At 43.8% G+C, this 16,218-nt stretch carries 10 protein-coding genes and 1 pseudogene; 1 reads left to right on the forward strand and 10 read right to left on the reverse strand.

The annotated features are described in order from the left end of the window. Nucleotides 1–8: 8 nt before the first annotated feature. From N1I86_RS06570 to gatC, 4 genes and pseudogenes are all read right to left on the reverse strand, one after another. Nucleotides 9–632, reverse strand: a pseudogene (locus N1I86_RS06570) (reverse transcriptase domain-containing protein); the annotation flags it as partial. A gap of 605 nt (nt 633–1,237) precedes the next feature. Further along, nucleotides 1,238–2,668, reverse strand: a complete 1,431-nt coding sequence (gene gatB / locus N1I86_RS06575) for an Asp-tRNA(Asn)/Glu-tRNA(Gln) amidotransferase subunit GatB (RefSeq protein WP_270583414.1) — start codon at nt 2,666–2,668, stop codon at nt 1,238–1,240. 15 nt (nt 2,669–2,683) lie between these two features. After that, complete coding sequence (gene gatA, locus N1I86_RS06580) at nt 2,684–4,144, reverse strand: Asp-tRNA(Asn)/Glu-tRNA(Gln) amidotransferase subunit GatA (protein ID WP_003354106.1); 1,461 nt, start codon at nt 4,142–4,144, stop codon at nt 2,684–2,686. A 13-nt stretch (nt 4,145–4,157) separates the two neighbouring features. Continuing rightward, nucleotides 4,158–4,448, reverse strand: a complete 291-nt coding sequence (gene gatC / locus N1I86_RS06585) for an Asp-tRNA(Asn)/Glu-tRNA(Gln) amidotransferase subunit GatC (RefSeq protein WP_003354105.1) — start codon at nt 4,446–4,448, stop codon at nt 4,158–4,160. Between the two features lie 353 nt (nt 4,449–4,801). Here gatC and putP point away from each other — a divergent pair, with 353 nt between their 5' ends. Next, a complete protein-coding gene (putP, locus tag N1I86_RS06590) occupies nt 4,802–6,298 on the forward strand; it encodes a sodium/proline symporter PutP (protein WP_341095563.1) in 1,497 nt (498 codons plus the stop codon). Between the two features lie 89 nt (nt 6,299–6,387). Here putP and aceA read toward each other — a convergent pair whose 3' ends face one another. From aceA to N1I86_RS06620, 6 genes are all read right to left on the reverse strand, one after another. Next, nucleotides 6,388–7,677 (reverse strand): isocitrate lyase, encoded by a 1,290-nt coding sequence (aceA, locus tag N1I86_RS06595; protein ID WP_327804632.1) that lies wholly within the window; start codon nt 7,675–7,677, stop codon nt 6,388–6,390. A gap of 32 nt (nt 7,678–7,709) precedes the next feature. Further along, entirely contained in the window at nt 7,710–9,302 is a 1,593-nt protein-coding gene (gene aceB / locus N1I86_RS06600; protein WP_341095565.1) for a malate synthase A, read from the reverse strand. Nucleotides 9,303–9,628: 326 nt separating this feature from the next. After that, on the reverse strand, nt 9,629–10,810 hold the full coding sequence (locus tag N1I86_RS06605; RefSeq protein WP_003354101.1) for a CamS family sex pheromone protein: 1,182 nt from the start codon (nt 10,808–10,810) through the stop codon (nt 9,629–9,631). Between the two features lie 12 nt (nt 10,811–10,822). After that, nucleotides 10,823–12,829 (reverse strand): NAD-dependent DNA ligase LigA, encoded by a 2,007-nt coding sequence (gene ligA / locus N1I86_RS06610; protein ID WP_341095569.1) that lies wholly within the window; start codon nt 12,827–12,829, stop codon nt 10,823–10,825. 197 nt (nt 12,830–13,026) lie between these two features. Further along, on the reverse strand, nt 13,027–15,234 hold the full coding sequence (gene pcrA / locus N1I86_RS06615; protein ID WP_341095571.1) for a DNA helicase PcrA: 2,208 nt from the start codon (nt 15,232–15,234) through the stop codon (nt 13,027–13,029). A 48-nt stretch (nt 15,235–15,282) separates the two neighbouring features. After that, on the reverse strand, nt 15,283–15,981 hold the full coding sequence (locus N1I86_RS06620; RefSeq protein ID WP_327824964.1) for a heptaprenylglyceryl phosphate synthase: 699 nt from the start codon (nt 15,979–15,981) through the stop codon (nt 15,283–15,285). Nucleotides 15,982–16,218 lie beyond the last annotated feature (237 nt).

Raw genomic sequence — 16,218 nt, forward strand, 5'->3', positions numbered from 1 at the left:
TAATTCAACTTATATAGTTCATCTAGTACAATATTCGAAAGTAAAGGGCTTAGGGGGCCACCTTGCGGCGTCCCTTCTTCTGTCCTAGATACCACACCATTAATCATGACACCAGCTTGTAGATATTTGCGGATTAGCTTCAATAGTGGCTTTTCTTTAATAGTCTTGGCTAATGTACTCATCAGCCTGTCATGATTCACTCGATCGAAGAACTTTTCTAAATCCATGTCTACTACCCATCTATAACCATCTCTGATATAGCCTTTTGCTTTCCTAACTGCGTCATGAGCACTTCGATTTGAACGAAACCCATAACTATGTTCGGAGAACATAGGGTCATATATCCTCGATAATACTTGGGCAATTGCTTGTTGAATCAAACGGTCTGTTACGGTTGGAATACCTAGTAACCGAACACCGCCATCAGGTTTCGGGATTTCGACTCTTCGAACAGGCATTGGTTCATAGGTACCCTTGAGAATTGCTTCTTTAATGGATATCCAGTTTTCGACTATGTGCTGACGTAGGTTTTGTACGGGCATCATATCTACTCCATGGCTACCTTTGTTCTTTTCTACTCTTTGTAAAGCTAAAAGCATATTCTCCCGTGACAGGATTTGATTCAAAAGCATTGTTATTCTTCCTTCCGTGAATAGCTTATCTTCTTATGCCAGTGGTCACTCCACCCTCCAAGAGGTCCCCCACGGGATTCACCGTTTCCTTCCTCAAGTGAGGTACTACGTTTTCTGTGTTCAACATGACACACTGAATGCAAAGGGCTATTCTCTCTTAATTGTTCAGTCCTTCCGAATTGTTCTAGACCAATTCGTACTATGACCTCTGCTGACTTCTGATGGCTCAGCTACTTATCACTAAGTAGGTTATGAAGGCTACTTCACGTATCCATCAGACCTCCCCGGGTAAGAGTGTAATCTTTCCTTCCATCCATCTGCTTCATTTACTCTGTATCACCTTCGGCAGAAAGGGCTTTGTTTTGTTGTGCAAACTCACCCAGTGATACCTAGCCTCCTATGAAGTTCGTGTTCCTCAGATCGGAAGTTTGCCGCCCGCTTCCTTCAGATTCCGCGTCACCACGGACACCCTTGCGTTAAGCTAACTGCTACTTCTGCCTTCGCAGCTCGGGACTTTCACCCTATAGATTACACCCATGCCGGGCGCACACAAAAAAGGAGGCCGGCTCTTAAACGGAGCCGCCTCCTTTTTATTATAAAGCATGTTAACGTTTATTGATTTCTTCAAGCAATAATTTATTCACCATCGGCGGATTAGCTTGTCCTTTAGTCGCTTTCATAATTTGACCGACAAGGAATCCAAGCGCCCGATCTTTTCCGTTTTTAAAGTCTTCGATCGATTGCGGATTGGCGTCGAGCACTTCCAGTACATATTTGCGCAGTTCATTTTCATCAGAAATTTGGACAAGTCCTTTTTCTTTGACGATTTTTTCCGGATCTCCGCCTTTTTCGACCAACTCTTTAAATACTTTCTTGGCAATTTTAGAAGAAATAGTGCCATTTTCAATCAAGCGAATCATACCTGCCAAACTTTCCGGCGTTAAGGCGATTTCATGCAATTCTTTTCCTTGCGCATTTAAATAAGCGGACACTTCGCCCATCATCCAGTTGGAAGCGAGCTTAGCATCGGCTCCGGCTTTTACGGTTGCTTCAAAGAAATCGGACATTTCTTTTGTAAGGGTCAGAACTTTGGCGTCATAAGCTGGAAGACCCCATTCTTCCACATATCGTTTTTGCCTTTGATCCGGAAGTTCCGGGATTTCAGCGCGCACCCGTTCTTTCCATTCGTCGTCAATATACAGTTCTACTAAGTCCGGTTCCGGGAAGTAGCGGTAATCATCCGATCCTTCTTTCACGCGCATCAAGATCGTTTGTCCGGTCGCTTCATCAAAACGGCGAGTTTCTTGTTCAATGACTCCGCCGGACAACAAGATCTTTTCTTGCCGTTTTTGTTCGAATTCCAGCCCTTTGCGAACAAAGTTGAACGAGTTCAAGTTTTTAAGCTCCGTTTTCGTTCCAAATTCTTTTTGACCGTAAGGACGGAGTGAAATATTGGCATCGCAGCGAAGCGATCCTTCTTCCATTTTACAATCCGACACACCGGTATATTGGATAATCGATTTCAATTTTTCCAGATAGGCATATGCTTCTTCCGGGCTGCGAATATCCGGTTCAGAAACGATTTCAATCAGAGGTGTCCCTTGACGGTTAAAGTCAACCAATGAATAACCGTTTCCGGCATGGGTCAATTTCCCGGCATCTTCCTCTAAATGCAGGCGAGTAATGCCGATTTTTTTCTTTTTGCCGTTCACTTCAATTTCAATCCAGCCATTTTGGCCAATCGGCTGATCATATTGAGAAATTTGATAGGCTTTCGGATTGTCCGGATAAAAATAGTTTTTGCGGTCAAACTTTGTTTCAGTCGCAATTTCGCAGTTTAACGCCATCGCCGCTTTCATCGCAAATTCTACTGCCCGTTTATTCAACACCGGCAGCACACCCGGATATCCAAGGTCGATCACGTTCGTATTGGTGTTCGGTTCAGCTCCGAAATGAGCAGGTGCAGGCGAAAAGATTTTCGACTCCGTTTTGAGTTCTACGTGCACTTCTAATCCGATCACAGTTTCAAAATTCATTCGCTTTTTCACCCCTTACAGTTGCGGTTTTTGTTTATGGAAGTCCGTTGCCTGTTCAAATGCATGCGCCACGCGGTAAACGGTGCTTTCGTCAAAGTGCTTTCCGATAATTTGAAGCCCTAACGGCAATCCGTCTGCAGAAAATCCGCATGGAACAGAGATTCCCGGTACGCCTGCAAGATTCACAGGGATCGTTAAAATATCGTTTGCATACATCGTCAACGGATCGTCTATATTTTCGCCGATTTTGAATGCTGGTGTCGGAGTCGTTGGTCCGATGATGACATCATAAGTTTCAAAAATATCTTCAAAGTCTTTTTTGATCAGCGTACGCACTTGTTGAGCCTTCTTGTAATAAGCATCATAATAACCGGAGCTTAACGCAAACGTTCCAAGCATAATGCGGCGCTTTACTTCGTCGCCGAATCCTTCTGCTCTCGTTTTCTTATAAAGTTCAATCAAGTTTTCGGCATTTTCCGTCCGATAACCGTAGCGGATGCCGTCAAAGCGAGCCAAATTGGACGATGCTTCAGAAGAAGCCAACAGATAGTACGTAGCTACTCCGTATTTTGAATGCGGGAGCGATACTTCTTCCCAAGTGGCTCCTAGTTTTTCGAGCACTTTCAAAGCATTCAATACGGATTGTCGAACTTCTTCTTGAACTCCTTCGCCAAGATACTCTTTTGGAACGGCGATCTTTAATCCCTTCACATCTCCGGTTAGTGCAGCCGCATAATTCGGCACTTCTACATTAGCTGATGTAGAGTCATGCGGATCCAATCCGGCGATCACTTGTAGAAGATAAGCGTTATCTTCTACATTGCGTGTAATGGGACCGATTTGATCCAAAGAAGAAGCAAAAGCTACTAATCCAAAACGAGAAACCCGTCCATAAGTCGGCTTTAATCCTACGACTCCGCAAAAGGCTGCAGGCTGGCGAATCGATCCACCCGTGTCAGATCCTAAAGCAAAAGGAACTTGTCCCGCTGCCACTGCCGCAGCCGAGCCTCCTGAAGAACCGCCCGGAACCCGTTCTGTATCCCATGGGTTGCGAGTCAGCTGGAAGCCGGAATTTTCAGTGGAGGATCCCATAGCAAATTCATCCATATTCAATTTTCCGATCGTAATGGCTTCTGCTTCCCGAAGTTTTTCGATTACGGTCGCATCATAAATAGGATCGAAGTTTTCTAATATTTTGCTGGCGCAAGTTGTGCGCAGACCTTTTGTAACGATGTTGTCTTTAATTCCAATCGGCATTCCGAATAAAAGGCCTTTTTCTTCGTCGCTGCCCAGCTTTTCGTCCAGTTTTTGCGCTTTTTTACGAGCGTTTTCTTCATCTAAAGTTAAGAAAGCTTGTATTTTTTCATCCGTTTCACTGATTCTTTTATAAGCTTCATCGACTAAGTCCGAGACGCTTACTTCTTTGTTATGTAAAAGATCGTGCAATTCTGTCAGCTTATGGTCAAACAGTGCCATTCATACCCCTCCTCTACTCAATAATGGCCGGAACACGAATTTGCCCATCTTGGTGGTCAGGCGCATTCTTTAGAACTTCTTCGCGAGGAAGCCCTTTTTCCGGAGTATCTTCTCTCAGCACGTTTTTCATTTCCAGCACGTGCGAAGTTGGTTTTACATTCGTCGTATCTAATTCATTCAGCTGTTCCGCAAACGAAATAATGGCATCCAGCTGTGTAGCGAATTTTTCAGCTTCTTCTTCCGTAATCGCCAATCGCGCTAAATCAGCAACGTGCTTTACTTGTTCAATGGAAATTCGTGACATTTCCTTCACCTCCAGAATATTCTCGTGCCATTGCAATAATATTGATGATATCAAAATAAAAGATGGAAAAGCAACAAATTAGCGTAATTTCTCACTCAATGTTTATTGTACCACGAACATTGTCGACGGAGTAGAGAACAAATCTCCGTCTATTTCTTTTCCAAAATCTTTTTTATATGACTTGTTTTCTCAAAATACCAAATTATATAATATTTTTCTATAAGACCTTTTTCTCAAGGACGAAATGGCCGATCTACAGAAGCTGGCCACCGTATAATCGGCTCTATGGTTCATAAAATAATAGAAAGATTTAAATTTGAGAATTCAAAAAAATATTACAAGAGGAGGATTTTATGGAGAGCGGCGTTTATATTTCAATATCGATTTATTTTTTGGCCATGCTGGCTATCGGATGGTACTCTTACAGGAAAACGTCGAATTTATCGGATTATATGCTTGGCGGCCGATCGCTCGGACCTGCTGTCACCGCTCTTTCCGCTGGCGCCTCGGATATGAGCGGGTGGCTATTGATGGGGCTTCCCGGCGCCTTGTACACAACCGGAATTTCCGGTTCATGGATCGCCATCGGACTGGTCATCGGGGCGTATTCCAATTATTTATTTTTGGCGCCGCGATTGCGAATGTACACATATGTCGCCAATGATTCCATTACGATTCCAAACTACTTAGAAAATCGGTTTATCGACCGTTCTAGGCTGCTGCGCCTTGTTTCTTCGCTGGTCATTATTATTTTCTTTACCTTATATACATCCGCCGGGATCGTTTCAGGAGGAAAACTGTTTGAATCGGCCTTTCACCTCAACTATCATTTAGGGGCCTTTCTCACAGCAGGAGTCGTCATTTTTTATACTTTATTAGGTGGATTTTTAGCTGTCAGTTTAACCGATTTTGTCCAAGGAACGATCATGTTTATTGCTCTTATTCTCGTACCGCTTGTCGTTTTTCTGGATTTGGGCGGTCCCGTCTCCGTTTTCAGCGTGATTCATTCGGTGGATCCGAAACTGCTGGACATGTTTAGGGGTACATCGATCATGGGCATTATCTCCTTTCTGGCTTGGGGGCTAGGCTACTTTGGACAGCCACACATCATTGTCCGCTTTATGGCGATTCATTCTGTCAAGGAAATGAAAACGGCACGTCGGATCGGAATAGGCTGGATGATCATGACGGTCGGCGGCGCTGTTCTTGTCGGACTTACAGGGATTGCCTATATGTTCGTCAAACATTACCCTCTTCACGATCCGGAAACCATCTTTATCGTGTTCTCCAGGATCTTATTCCACCCGTTGATCACCGGCTTTTTATTAGCGGCTATATTAGCGGCTATCATGAGCACGATATCGTCACAGCTTTTGGTCACATCCAGCGCTTTGACCGAAGACGTTTATAAAGCGTTTGTGAAGCGGAATGTTTCTGACAAGGAATTGGTGTTGATCGGACGGCTTTCGGTTCTTTTAGTAGCCGTTGTCGCGATTATTTTATCGTATTCGCCGAACGATACGATTTTAGCTTTAGTAGGCAACGCTTGGGCAGGATTTGGCGCCTCTTTCGGTCCGGCGATATTGCTGAGCTTGTATTGGAAACGAATGAATAAATGGGGGGCGCTTGCAGGCATGATAGTCGGAGCTGTAACGGTGATCATCTGGATCAGCATCCCCGCCCTGAAACACTTTATGTATGAAATGATTCCAGGCTTTTTCTTAAGCACATTGGCAATCTGGATTGTCAGCCTCCTGACTGCCAAACCGGAAAAAGAAGTTGAACAAACGTTTGAATTAATGGAAGAAACGTTGGCAAAAGAATTGAAAAAAGGGGTCAGACCCCTTTAGTTGAGTAAAGGGGCTTGGAAGCGGAAGATTAAGTGACGGCTACATGAAGAACAAGAGCTTCGGAATGAGATCCGAAGCTCTTTTCTTTATTATCTTTGAGGTTGAGTTTGGAATTGTTCCACTTCCGTAGAGCCTTTAAGGGCAACGGTAGATGCATTTCCACCTGTAACCACCATGGACACTTCATCAAAATAGCCGGTGCCGACTTCGCGTTGATGGCGAGTAGCCGTGTATCCATATTTTTCGCTGGCAAACTCTTTTTGCTGCAATTCAGAGTAAGCAGCCATTCCACGGTCTTTATAGCCTCTTGCCAATTCGAACATGCTGTAGTTAAGCGTATGGAATCCGGCAAGTGTAACAAATTGGAATTTATAGCCCATTTTAGCCAATTCTTTTTGGAAGTTGAGAATCGTTTTATCATCCAATTTTGCCTTCCAGTTAAACGATGGCGAGCAGTTGTATGCCAATAGCTTGCCTGGGAATTTCTCATGGATGGCTTCCGCAAATTGGCGAGCTTCTTCCACGTTCGGTTCAGAAGTTTCACACCAGATAAGGTCAGCATAAGGCGCATAAGCAAGTCCGCGAGCAATCGCTTGTTCAATTCCTTTTTTCGTGCGATAAAATCCTTCTTCCGTGCGTTCCCCTGTAATAAATGGAGCATCATATGGGTCAATATCGCTAGTGATCAAATCAGCTGCTTGAGCATCCGTTCTGCCTACCAGAATAGTTGGTACGCCCATTACATCAGCCGCCAAACGAGCAGCGATCAAATTGCGTACAGCTGTTTGAGTCGGCAGCAGCACTTTTCCGCCTAAGTGCCCGCATTTTTTCTCAGAAGAAAGCTGGTCTTCGAAATGGACACCGGCAGCCCCTGCTTCGATCATCGCTTTCATTAATTCGAATACATTCAATTGTCCTCCGAAACCGGCTTCTGCGTCTGCCACAATCGGAGCAAACCAATCAATGGAGTCGTCTCCTTCTAAATGGTGGATTTGGTCGGCGCGTTGCAAAGCTTGATTAATCCGTTTGACCACATGCGGTACGCTGTTGGCCGGGTACAAACTTTGGTCAGGATACATTTGGCCGGCGAGGTTGGCGTCGGCTGCCACTTGCCATCCGCTCAAATAGATGGCTTTCAATCCGGCTTTTACTTGCTGCACGGCTTGGTTTCCGGTCAACGCTCCTAATGCATTGATATAGTCTTCCGTATGAAGCAGTTTCCAAAGCTTTTCAGCACCGCGGCGAGCCAGTGTATATTCAATATCAATCGAACCGCGAAGTTTGATCACTTCTTCCGCTGTATACGGACGAGTAATCCCTTTCCATCTTTCATCATTTTCCCATGATTCTTTTAATTTTTGTACACGTGGATCTGTCATTGTCAATTCCTCCCATTTTCATAGATTCGTATTTATAAAATTTGATAACCAGGAATGGTTAAGAAATCCTCAAATTCATCGTTTAACGTCAGTCTGTCAAACAATTCGACGGCTTCATCGAATCTCCTGGAAGCATAGGCTTCTTCGCCGATTTCTTGCTTGATTTTTTCCAGCTCTTCTTGCTTAAATTGTTCATACATTTCTTTCGTCACCTTTCGCCCGTCGTCCAAAATTCCTTTTGGATGGCGGATCCATTGCCATAACTGAGCGCGGGAAATTTCAGCCGTCGCCGCATCTTCCATTAAATTGTGAATCGGCGCAGCACCCCGACCGCTTAACCAAGAAGCAATATATTGAATCCCGACATTGATATTCATGCGGACGCCTTCTTCGGTGATTTTCCCTTCCGGAACTTCGACGAGATCTTGTTCTGTTACATGGACATCCTCCAATTTCTTGCTTTCAATTTGATTCGGTTCTTTCATTTCCCGGTCAAACACTTCCATTGCCACCGGCACAAGACCCGGATGAGCCACCCATGTGCCATCGTGTCCGTCTCTTGCTTCCCGTTCTTTATCTGCCCGCACTTTGGCAAAGGCTTCTTCATTTTTCTTTTCATCATCTTTGACCGGTATTTGCGCAGCCATCCCGCCAATGGCCGGTGCTTTTCGGCGATGGCATGTTTTGATCGTCAAAAGCGAGTAGGAGCGCATAAACGGAACGGTCATGGTGACAGTAGAACGATCCGGCAAAATAACATCTTTATGATTCCTGAACTTTTTAATGTAGCTGAAAATATAATCCCAACGCCCGCAATTCAAACCGGCGGAATGTTCGCGCAATTCGTATAAAATTTCATCCATTTCAAAAGCTGCCGTGATCGTTTCAATAAGAACCGTTGCTTTAATCGTTCCTCTAGGGATGCCGACATATTTTTGCGCATAAACAAAGACATCATTCCAAAGCCTTGCTTCCAAATGGCTTTCAATTTTCGGAAGGTAGAAGTAAGGTCCTGTACCGTTCTCCACTAATCGCACGGCATTATGAAAGAAAAACAGCCCAAAATCAAACAGTGCCCCGGAGATAGGTTGTCCATCCACCAACACATGCTTTTCTTCCAAATGCCAACCGCGCGGGCGCACAATTAATACAGCGGTTTTGTCCTTCAATTCGTATGTCTTTCCGTTAGGATTTTTGAAAGTGATCGTGCGGTTTACAGCGTCCCTTAAATTGATCTGTCCCTCGATGATATTTTCCCAAGTGGGCGATGTAGCATCTTCAAAACAGGCCATAAAACATTTGGCGCCAGAGTTTAACGCATTAATGACCATTTTGCGATCAACTGGCCCGGTAATTTCCACTCTGCGATCCTTCAAGTCTTCAGGAAGGGGAGAAATTTCCCAATCACTATTCCGAATAGATTCGGTTTCTTTCAAGAACGTCGGAAATTTTCCTTGATCGAACTCTCGTTGACGTTCTTCTCTCTTTTTCAGAAGTTCCACTCGACGCTGCCCAAATCTTCTTTCTAGCTGTTCAATAAATTGCAAAGCATCCGGAGTAAGAATTTCTTCATATCCGGGCCGCATCGGACCAGTTACTTGAATCCCAGCTATTTGAGTGGCCATCTTCTTTATCACCTCTTTGTTATATTACAGTTATAAACTGTTATTTGTATTATATAACAGATAACCCGGGAAAGGAAGTGAAATTTTCTAATTATTTATAAATTTTTGGCTGATATTTTTCGACATAAGAAAAGAGCCTCCCTCCAAGCTTACCAACTCGAAAACAGACTCTTTTTTTCTCTTGAGCAACACTGAAAAAGCCCACGTGAAAAAAATTGAGTTTCTCCGTTTCTTTCGTTCATCCCTTTTACCGGACATCAAAAAATCCCCGCCTCTTTATAAAAGGCGGGGATCAAGCAAAGCTGCAGCAACGCTCTCGGAAGGCTTTACTGCCCATAAATATGGACGAACGGTTCTTTGGCTTTTGCTTTCTTCACAATTAATGCTTCCGGGCCTTCTACGGAACTGATATTGACTTCAATCGGGTAATAATCCGGGAAATGGTTGAGAATCAAGCCGGAAACATATTGCGTAAAACCAATCGCTTCGGCTTCGCCATTAAATTGAATACTGATGTCAATTTGCAAATTGTTCAGCTGGCCATCTTTATAAAAAGCACGGCCGACAATACCTGTCGTATTGTCAAAATATTTTTGGACGTCTTCTTTAAAATTCAAAAAGTAGGTATTGTCATCGCGATGGTCTGCATCTGCTTGGTCTGACGGGAAGAGATAATACTTTTCATCAAGCCCTTCCCAATGGCTGATCGTCGATTCTCCTTTTCCTAACGTAGTGTAGGCAAAGAAGTGTCCGGGCACGACAGAATCTTTGCTTGCTTGTTCAAAAAGGGCGATGACGACCGGAACATTTTCCAAGCCTTTTATTTTGCGAATTCGTTTGGCTACTTCATCCGCTATTTTCTTTCCTTGCTCTTCCACTTGTTTATGCGGAATTTTCAAGTCATACGTAGCACCGTATTCTTCTTTCTGATAGTAGTGGACCGAGTTAAGAGCGAGACCGATCACGACTCCTCCCAATTGTACCGTGTTATCATCCATTTGCTTTAAATAATCTTGTTCCGAAATGTGTGCCAAATAAATGGGGCTTTTTTTATTCCGTTCGTCGATCGAACCTTTTTCATCATCAATCGGGTTTAATCCTAGATTTTCAGATGGTTTAAGTCCATGCTCTTTCAGCTGCTTCTTCGTGTATTTTCGCTCAAGCCAGGCAGCAATCGTTTTTTTACTCAAATATTGCCCTTCTTGGAACAAATATTTTTCCGGCGAAAACTCTTGTTTTGCAATTCGCATTAATCCCGTTTCAAACTCATCGATGTCATAGCGAGTATTTAAATTTTGAACGACCATTCCTTGCGCTTTTCCTGGTTTAAAAGGCAAAATCGTTTTATAATATTGATCCGAAATTTGGTAATTAGGAATGATCGCTTTTTCTTTTTTATCATTCTTTTTCTGAACGACCTGATTTTGTTTATCAATGGACGACGGTGCACAGCCGCTTATACTTGCCAAAAGGCAGGCCGCTAAGGCAACCGTTAACCACTTTTTCATCGAACGCACCTCTTATTTATTTAGTTCTTCCAACAGTTTCTCTTCATCCCAGACTTCAATATCGAATTCTCGAGCTTTAGCCAATTTCGAGCCAGCATCAGCACCGGCAATGACTAAATCCGTCTTTTTGCTGACACTTCCGGAAACTTTTCCTCCGAGTGCCTCGATCTTTTCTTTCGCTTCATTTCTTGTCAAAGCTTCCAGTTTTCCTGTCAGTACGATCGTTTTTCCGGCAAAATAAGAACTGGATTGATCTCCGGAAACAGGCTTCGGCCCTTTATACTCCATATTGACTCCCGCTTCTTTAAGCTCCTGAATCAGTCCCAGTACTTCCGGTTGATGAAAATACGTGACAACGGCGTCCGCCATCTTCTCCCCAACTTCCGGAATCGCCGTCAGTTCCTCCACGTCTGCCTTCATTAATCGATCCAGTGTTTCAAAATGAACAGCCAGCGTTTTCGCCGCTTTGGCCCCCACATGACGAATGCCGAGGCCGAACAATAATCTTTCCAAAGAGTTTTCTTTCGAATCTTCAATGGCTTTTAATAAGTTCGATACAGATTTTTCACCCATTCGATCCAATTGCAGCAGTTGATCTTTCGTCAATTGATAAATATCCGCCACGTCTTTCACTAATTGCTCCCGGAAAAGTTGAGCAATCACTTTTTCACCAAGTCCCTCAATATTCATGGCATTTCGGGAGACAAAATGGATCAGTCCTTCACGAATTTGCGCCGGACATTTTGGATTGATGCAGCGAAGAGCTACTTCCCCGTCAAGACGAACCAGTTCGCTGCCGCATTCCGGGCAATGGCCAGGCATGTGAAACTCTTTTTCCTCCCCTTTTCGTCGCTCTTTGATCGGCCGCACGACTTCAGGGATGATGTCACCGGCTTTTTTGATGACGACTTCGTCTCCAATTTTGATGTCCTTTTCCCGAATATAATCTTCATTATGAAGGGAAGCTCTTTGCACGGTTGTTCCGGCAACACGGACCGGTTCTAAAACGGCAGTCGGTGTCACAACGCCTGTCCGTCCTACGCTTAATTCAATGTCTAAAAGCTTGGTGACCACCTCTTCTGCAGGAAATTTGTAGGCAATGGCCCAGCGAGGGCTTTTGGCGGTACTCCCTAATTTTTCCTGTTGGGCTAGTGAATCGACCTTGATTACAATCCCGTCGATCTCATAAGGAAGAGTCGATCGTTTTTCCGTATATTCTTTGATATATTGGATGACTTCTTCAATGTCTTTGCATTTTCTCCGCTCTTTGTTCGTTTTAAAGCCGAGCCTGTCCAAATAGTCCAATCCTTCGCTATGGGATCGAATATTGACATTTCCACTGTTGCCGATGCCGTAAAGAAAAATATCTAAATTTCGGGAAGCGGCGATTTTGGGATCCAGTTGCCGAAGCGATCCGGCAGCGGCATTGCGAGGATTGGCAAACAGCGTTTCCCCTCTCTCTTCCCGTTCACGATTCAGCTTTTCAAACGATTTTTTAGGCATGAACGCTTCGCCGCGAACTTCGATTGAAACCGGCTCTTTCAACCTCAGAGGAATCGAATGGATGGTTCGCAAGTTCATCGTAATGTCTTCGCCGATTGCACCATCGCCGCGAGTAGAGCCTTGGATGAACACTCCGTTTTCATAGGTAAGGGAAACAGCCAATCCGTCGATTTTCAACTCGCATACGTACGAATATTCTTCGTTTAAAGATTCCCGAACTCTGCGATCGAAATCCCTCAAATCGCCTTCTCCAAACGCATTCGCCAAGCTTAGCATCGGAATATCATGACGAACTTTTTGAAAAGCTTCCAACGGCTGGCCGCCGACGCGCTGAGTCGGAGAATCAGGCGTTCTCAATTCAGGAAAAGCATTTTCTATTTCGATCAATTCTTGCATGAGCCGATCATATTCCGCATCCGGAACAGTCGGCTGATCCAACACATAATATTCGTAGCTGTATTGATTTAAACGTTCATGGAGTTCTCTTACTCGTTTTTCTGCCGTATGTCGCTCCATTTTGCCAGCCCTTTCTTTGTCTTACTTTTGCTACTTATCCAAAACCAAGCGTTTATCGATTCGCCAAAGGCGAATCGATGATTCATCAACGAAAATGCGCTTTCGCATGTGAGTCTTTTCTTTTCCTCCAAAAAGAAAAGAGTTCAAAAAAGCTTCATATGTTCATATTCACGATAGATGAGTCTATTATTCCCCATTCATACTTTTTGAATGGGAGCGAATTTCGCCAACAGTCTCTTTACTCCTGTCGGGCTTGGAAACGCAATATCGAGTTCCATATTTTCCTTTTCGCCTTTTACTCTGACTACGGTTCCGATGCCCCACTTTTTATGTTCGGCTTTATCCCCGACTTTCCATGGAATTTCTTCTCCTCCCGTGGAAACTGCCATTGGCCGAATAGAGGCTTTTTGAGAAGAAGTTGAAAGATTGGATTGAAAACGAGTAAAAGGTTTTTTCTCGACCACCACTTCGTCCAATAGATCTTCGGGTATTTCTTGAATAAATCGGGAAACAGGATTCAAATTGGTTCTACCGTATAACGTTCTCATTTGAGCGTTCGTCAAATACAGCTCCTCTTCCGCTCTTGTAATCCCCACGTAAGCGAGCCTCCGCTCTTCTTCCATTTCTTCTTCATCCATAAGCGATCGGCTGTGAGGAAAAACGCCTTCTTCCATACCGATTAAAAAGACAACCGGAAACTCAAGCCCTTTCGCGGAATGGAGCGTCATTAATACAACCGCTTGCTGATTGTTGTCCTCTTCATCTAATCGGTCGATATCCGCCACAAGGGCAAGATCCGTTAAAAAGGCGATCAAGCTTTTATCTTCGCTGTTTTCCTCGAATCCTTTTGTAACAGATAAAAATTCATCGATATTTTCCAAACGGCTTTGAGCGTCAAGCGTTTTTTCCGCTTTCAGCATATCCCTGTATCCGGACTTGTCCAACACTTCTTCCACCAATTCCGTGACAGACAAGTATTCTTGCATTTGGGTATAGCCCTTAATTAAATCACGGAATTCAAGTACCGCTTTGGTGATTTTCGGGCTTAAACCGATAAAATCCGCTTCTTCCAATGCCTGAAATAGAGAAAGATCATTTTCTTGAGCATAGCGGGCGATTTTGTCCATTGAAGTGGAACCGATTCCCCGCTTTGGTACATTGATGACACGAAGCAAACTGATATCATCGTCCGGATTGGCGATCAGTCTTAAATAAGCCAATATATCTTTAATTTCTTTTCGGTCATAGAACTTAATGCCCCCGACAATCGTATAGTCGATATTGGATTTCATCAGCACTTCTTCGACTACACGGGACTGTGCGTTCGTTCGATACAAAATGGCAAAGTCGGATAATCGTCTTTTTCCGCTTTCGACCAGCTCTTTGATTTTACCGGCGACAAACTGAGCTTCCGCCTGTTCATTTTCCGCCCGAAAGTAGACAATCTTCTTCCCTTCCGGATTTTCCGTCCACAGCTTTTTCGGTTTGCGGTTGTAATTGTTTTTAATCACTTCATTCGCTGCCTGCAAAATTCTTTTAGTGGAGCGATAATTTTGCTCAAGCAGGATGACACGGGCATTCGGATAGTCTTTTTCGAACGATAAAATGTTGGAAATATCCGCCCCGCGCCAACGATAAATCGACTGATCGCTGTCTCCGACCACGCATAAATTTTGAAAACGCGATGCCAAAAGCTTTACGAGCAAGTATTGGGCTTTATTCGTGTCTTGATATTCATCCACATGTATATATTGAAATTTGCGTTGATAATACTCGAGAACGTCCGGCACTCGTTGGAACAGATGAATCGTCGTCATAATGAGGTCATCAAAGTCGAGCGATTGATTTTTCCGCAATCGTTTTTGATATTCTTCATATACTTCGCTGACAATCCGTTCATAATAGCTGCCCGCTTGTTTGCTGTAAGATTCCGGATCGATCAATTCATTCTTTAAAGAACTGATCGTACCGAGAATGGCTCTGGGATCAAATTTCTTAGGGTCCAAATTTTTATCTTTTAAAATGCCTTTGATTACGGACTGCTGATCGGTTGTGTCCAAAATCGTAAAATTCCTGTTAAAGCCAATCCGGTCTATATCTCTTCTTAAAATGCGAACGCACATGGAGTGGAAGGTTGAGATCCATACTTCTTCCGCCGCGCCGCCCATCAATTGGCCAACACGTTCTTTCATTTCGCGCGCTGCCTTATTGGTGAAAGTAATCGCCAGAATATTATATGGATTGACTGCTTTTTCCACCATTAAATAGGCAATTCGGTGGGTCAGTACTCTCGTTTTTCCGGAACCTGCTCCGGCCATAATAAGAAGCGGCCCTTCCGTTGTTTTCACCGCTTCCTGCTGCTCTTTATTCAATCCGCTTAACAGCTTTTCCGTTAAAAATTGCATGTTTTCACCACCGTTAGAACATTTGTTCTTATTATAACCGATTTTTCTCTACCGGCGCGGAATCTTTTTCACCATTTCAACGGTTTTTAAAGCACTTTCCAAATCGGTATAAAGGACGTTTCCTACTACAATAACATCGGCAACCGCCCCCATCTCGGCTGCTTCTTCAGGAGATTGTATGCCGCCGCCGTAAAAAACAACCGTATCGGTCAATGTTTCTTTTACTTTTTTCACAAGCTGGGGATCCCCATATGTGCCGCTGTATTCCAAATAAAAGATTGGCAAATGCAGCATCTTTTCCGCCAAACGCGCATAAGCAACAGCATCTTCTATATCTAATTCCGTATTTGCCTCGGTTAATTGCGCTGCTTTGGAATCGCCATTTAAAATGCAGTAGCCTTCCGCGAGCACTTCATCCCAATTCATTAATTCGCCGTATTCTTTTAACGCTTGATGATGAAGCCCCAGCACCCAATCGACTTTGGAGCTGTTTAATACCATGGGAATAAAATAAAGATCAAACCCCGGCGTGATCGCTTCAAGCGTAGAAACTTCCAATACACAAGGAACCGTGTAGCGGCGGATTCTCGCCATTAAATGAAGCACTTTGTCGAGTGTGACTCCATCCGTGCCGCCGACGATCACCGCGTCCGTTCCTGATTCGCAAATTTTCTCTAAACTATCATCATCTATTTCTTTATTTGGGTCCAGTTTGAACACATGGCGCCACTCGCGCACATCATACATCCAAATGCCCTCCATTTCATGATTTCATCTAACCATTATAGCATTTGTTTTGCTCTGCTAAAACCGGAAAAGAAGGAAATGAAGCGTTTCTATTTTTTGTCATAAATCCCCAAAAATATAAAACACCAGTTTTCTTTTTGGTGACAAAAACACCCACACAGGTCATCGAACGATTCTCCTTTGATTTGTGAACGCCTTTTTCTTATCCGGACAGCGAAAAATATTGAAGATTTATAC

The sequence above is a fragment of the Bacillus sp. FSL W8-0116 genome (assembly GCF_038003825.1).
Lineage (GTDB): Bacteria > Bacillota > Bacilli > Bacillales > DSM-4216 > Bacillus_O > Bacillus_O smithii.

Bases quoted from the DNA above. Each gene is read 5' to 3' on its own strand.
- N1I86_RS06605 (WP_003354101.1), bottom strand. From the start codon at position 10,810: ATGAAAAAGTGGTTAACGGTTGCCTTAGCGGCCTGCCTTTTGGCAAGT.
- gatC (WP_003354105.1), bottom strand. From the start codon at position 4,448: ATGTCACGAATTTCCATTGAACAAGTAAAGCACGTTGCTGATTTAGCG.
- gatB (WP_270583414.1), bottom strand. From the start codon at position 2,668: ATGAATTTTGAAACTGTGATCGGATTAGAAGTGCACGTAGAACTCAAA.
- aceA (WP_327804632.1), bottom strand. From the start codon at position 7,677: ATGACAGATCCACGTGTACAAAAATTAAAAGAATCATGGGAAAATGAT.
- N1I86_RS06620 (WP_327824964.1), bottom strand. From the start codon at position 15,981: ATGTATGATGTGCGCGAGTGGCGCCATGTGTTCAAACTGGACCCAAAT.
- putP (WP_341095563.1), top strand. From the start codon at position 4,802: ATGGAGAGCGGCGTTTATATTTCAATATCGATTTATTTTTTGGCCATG.
- ligA (WP_341095569.1), bottom strand. From the start codon at position 12,829: ATGGAGCGACATACGGCAGAAAAACGAGTAAGAGAACTCCATGAACGT.
- aceB (WP_341095565.1), bottom strand. From the start codon at position 9,302: ATGGCCACTCAAATAGCTGGGATTCAAGTAACTGGTCCGATGCGGCCC.
- pcrA (WP_341095571.1), bottom strand. From the start codon at position 15,234: ATGCAATTTTTAACGGAAAAGCTGTTAAGCGGATTGAATAAAGAGCAG.
- gatA (WP_003354106.1), bottom strand. From the start codon at position 4,144: ATGGCACTGTTTGACCATAAGCTGACAGAATTGCACGATCTTTTACAT.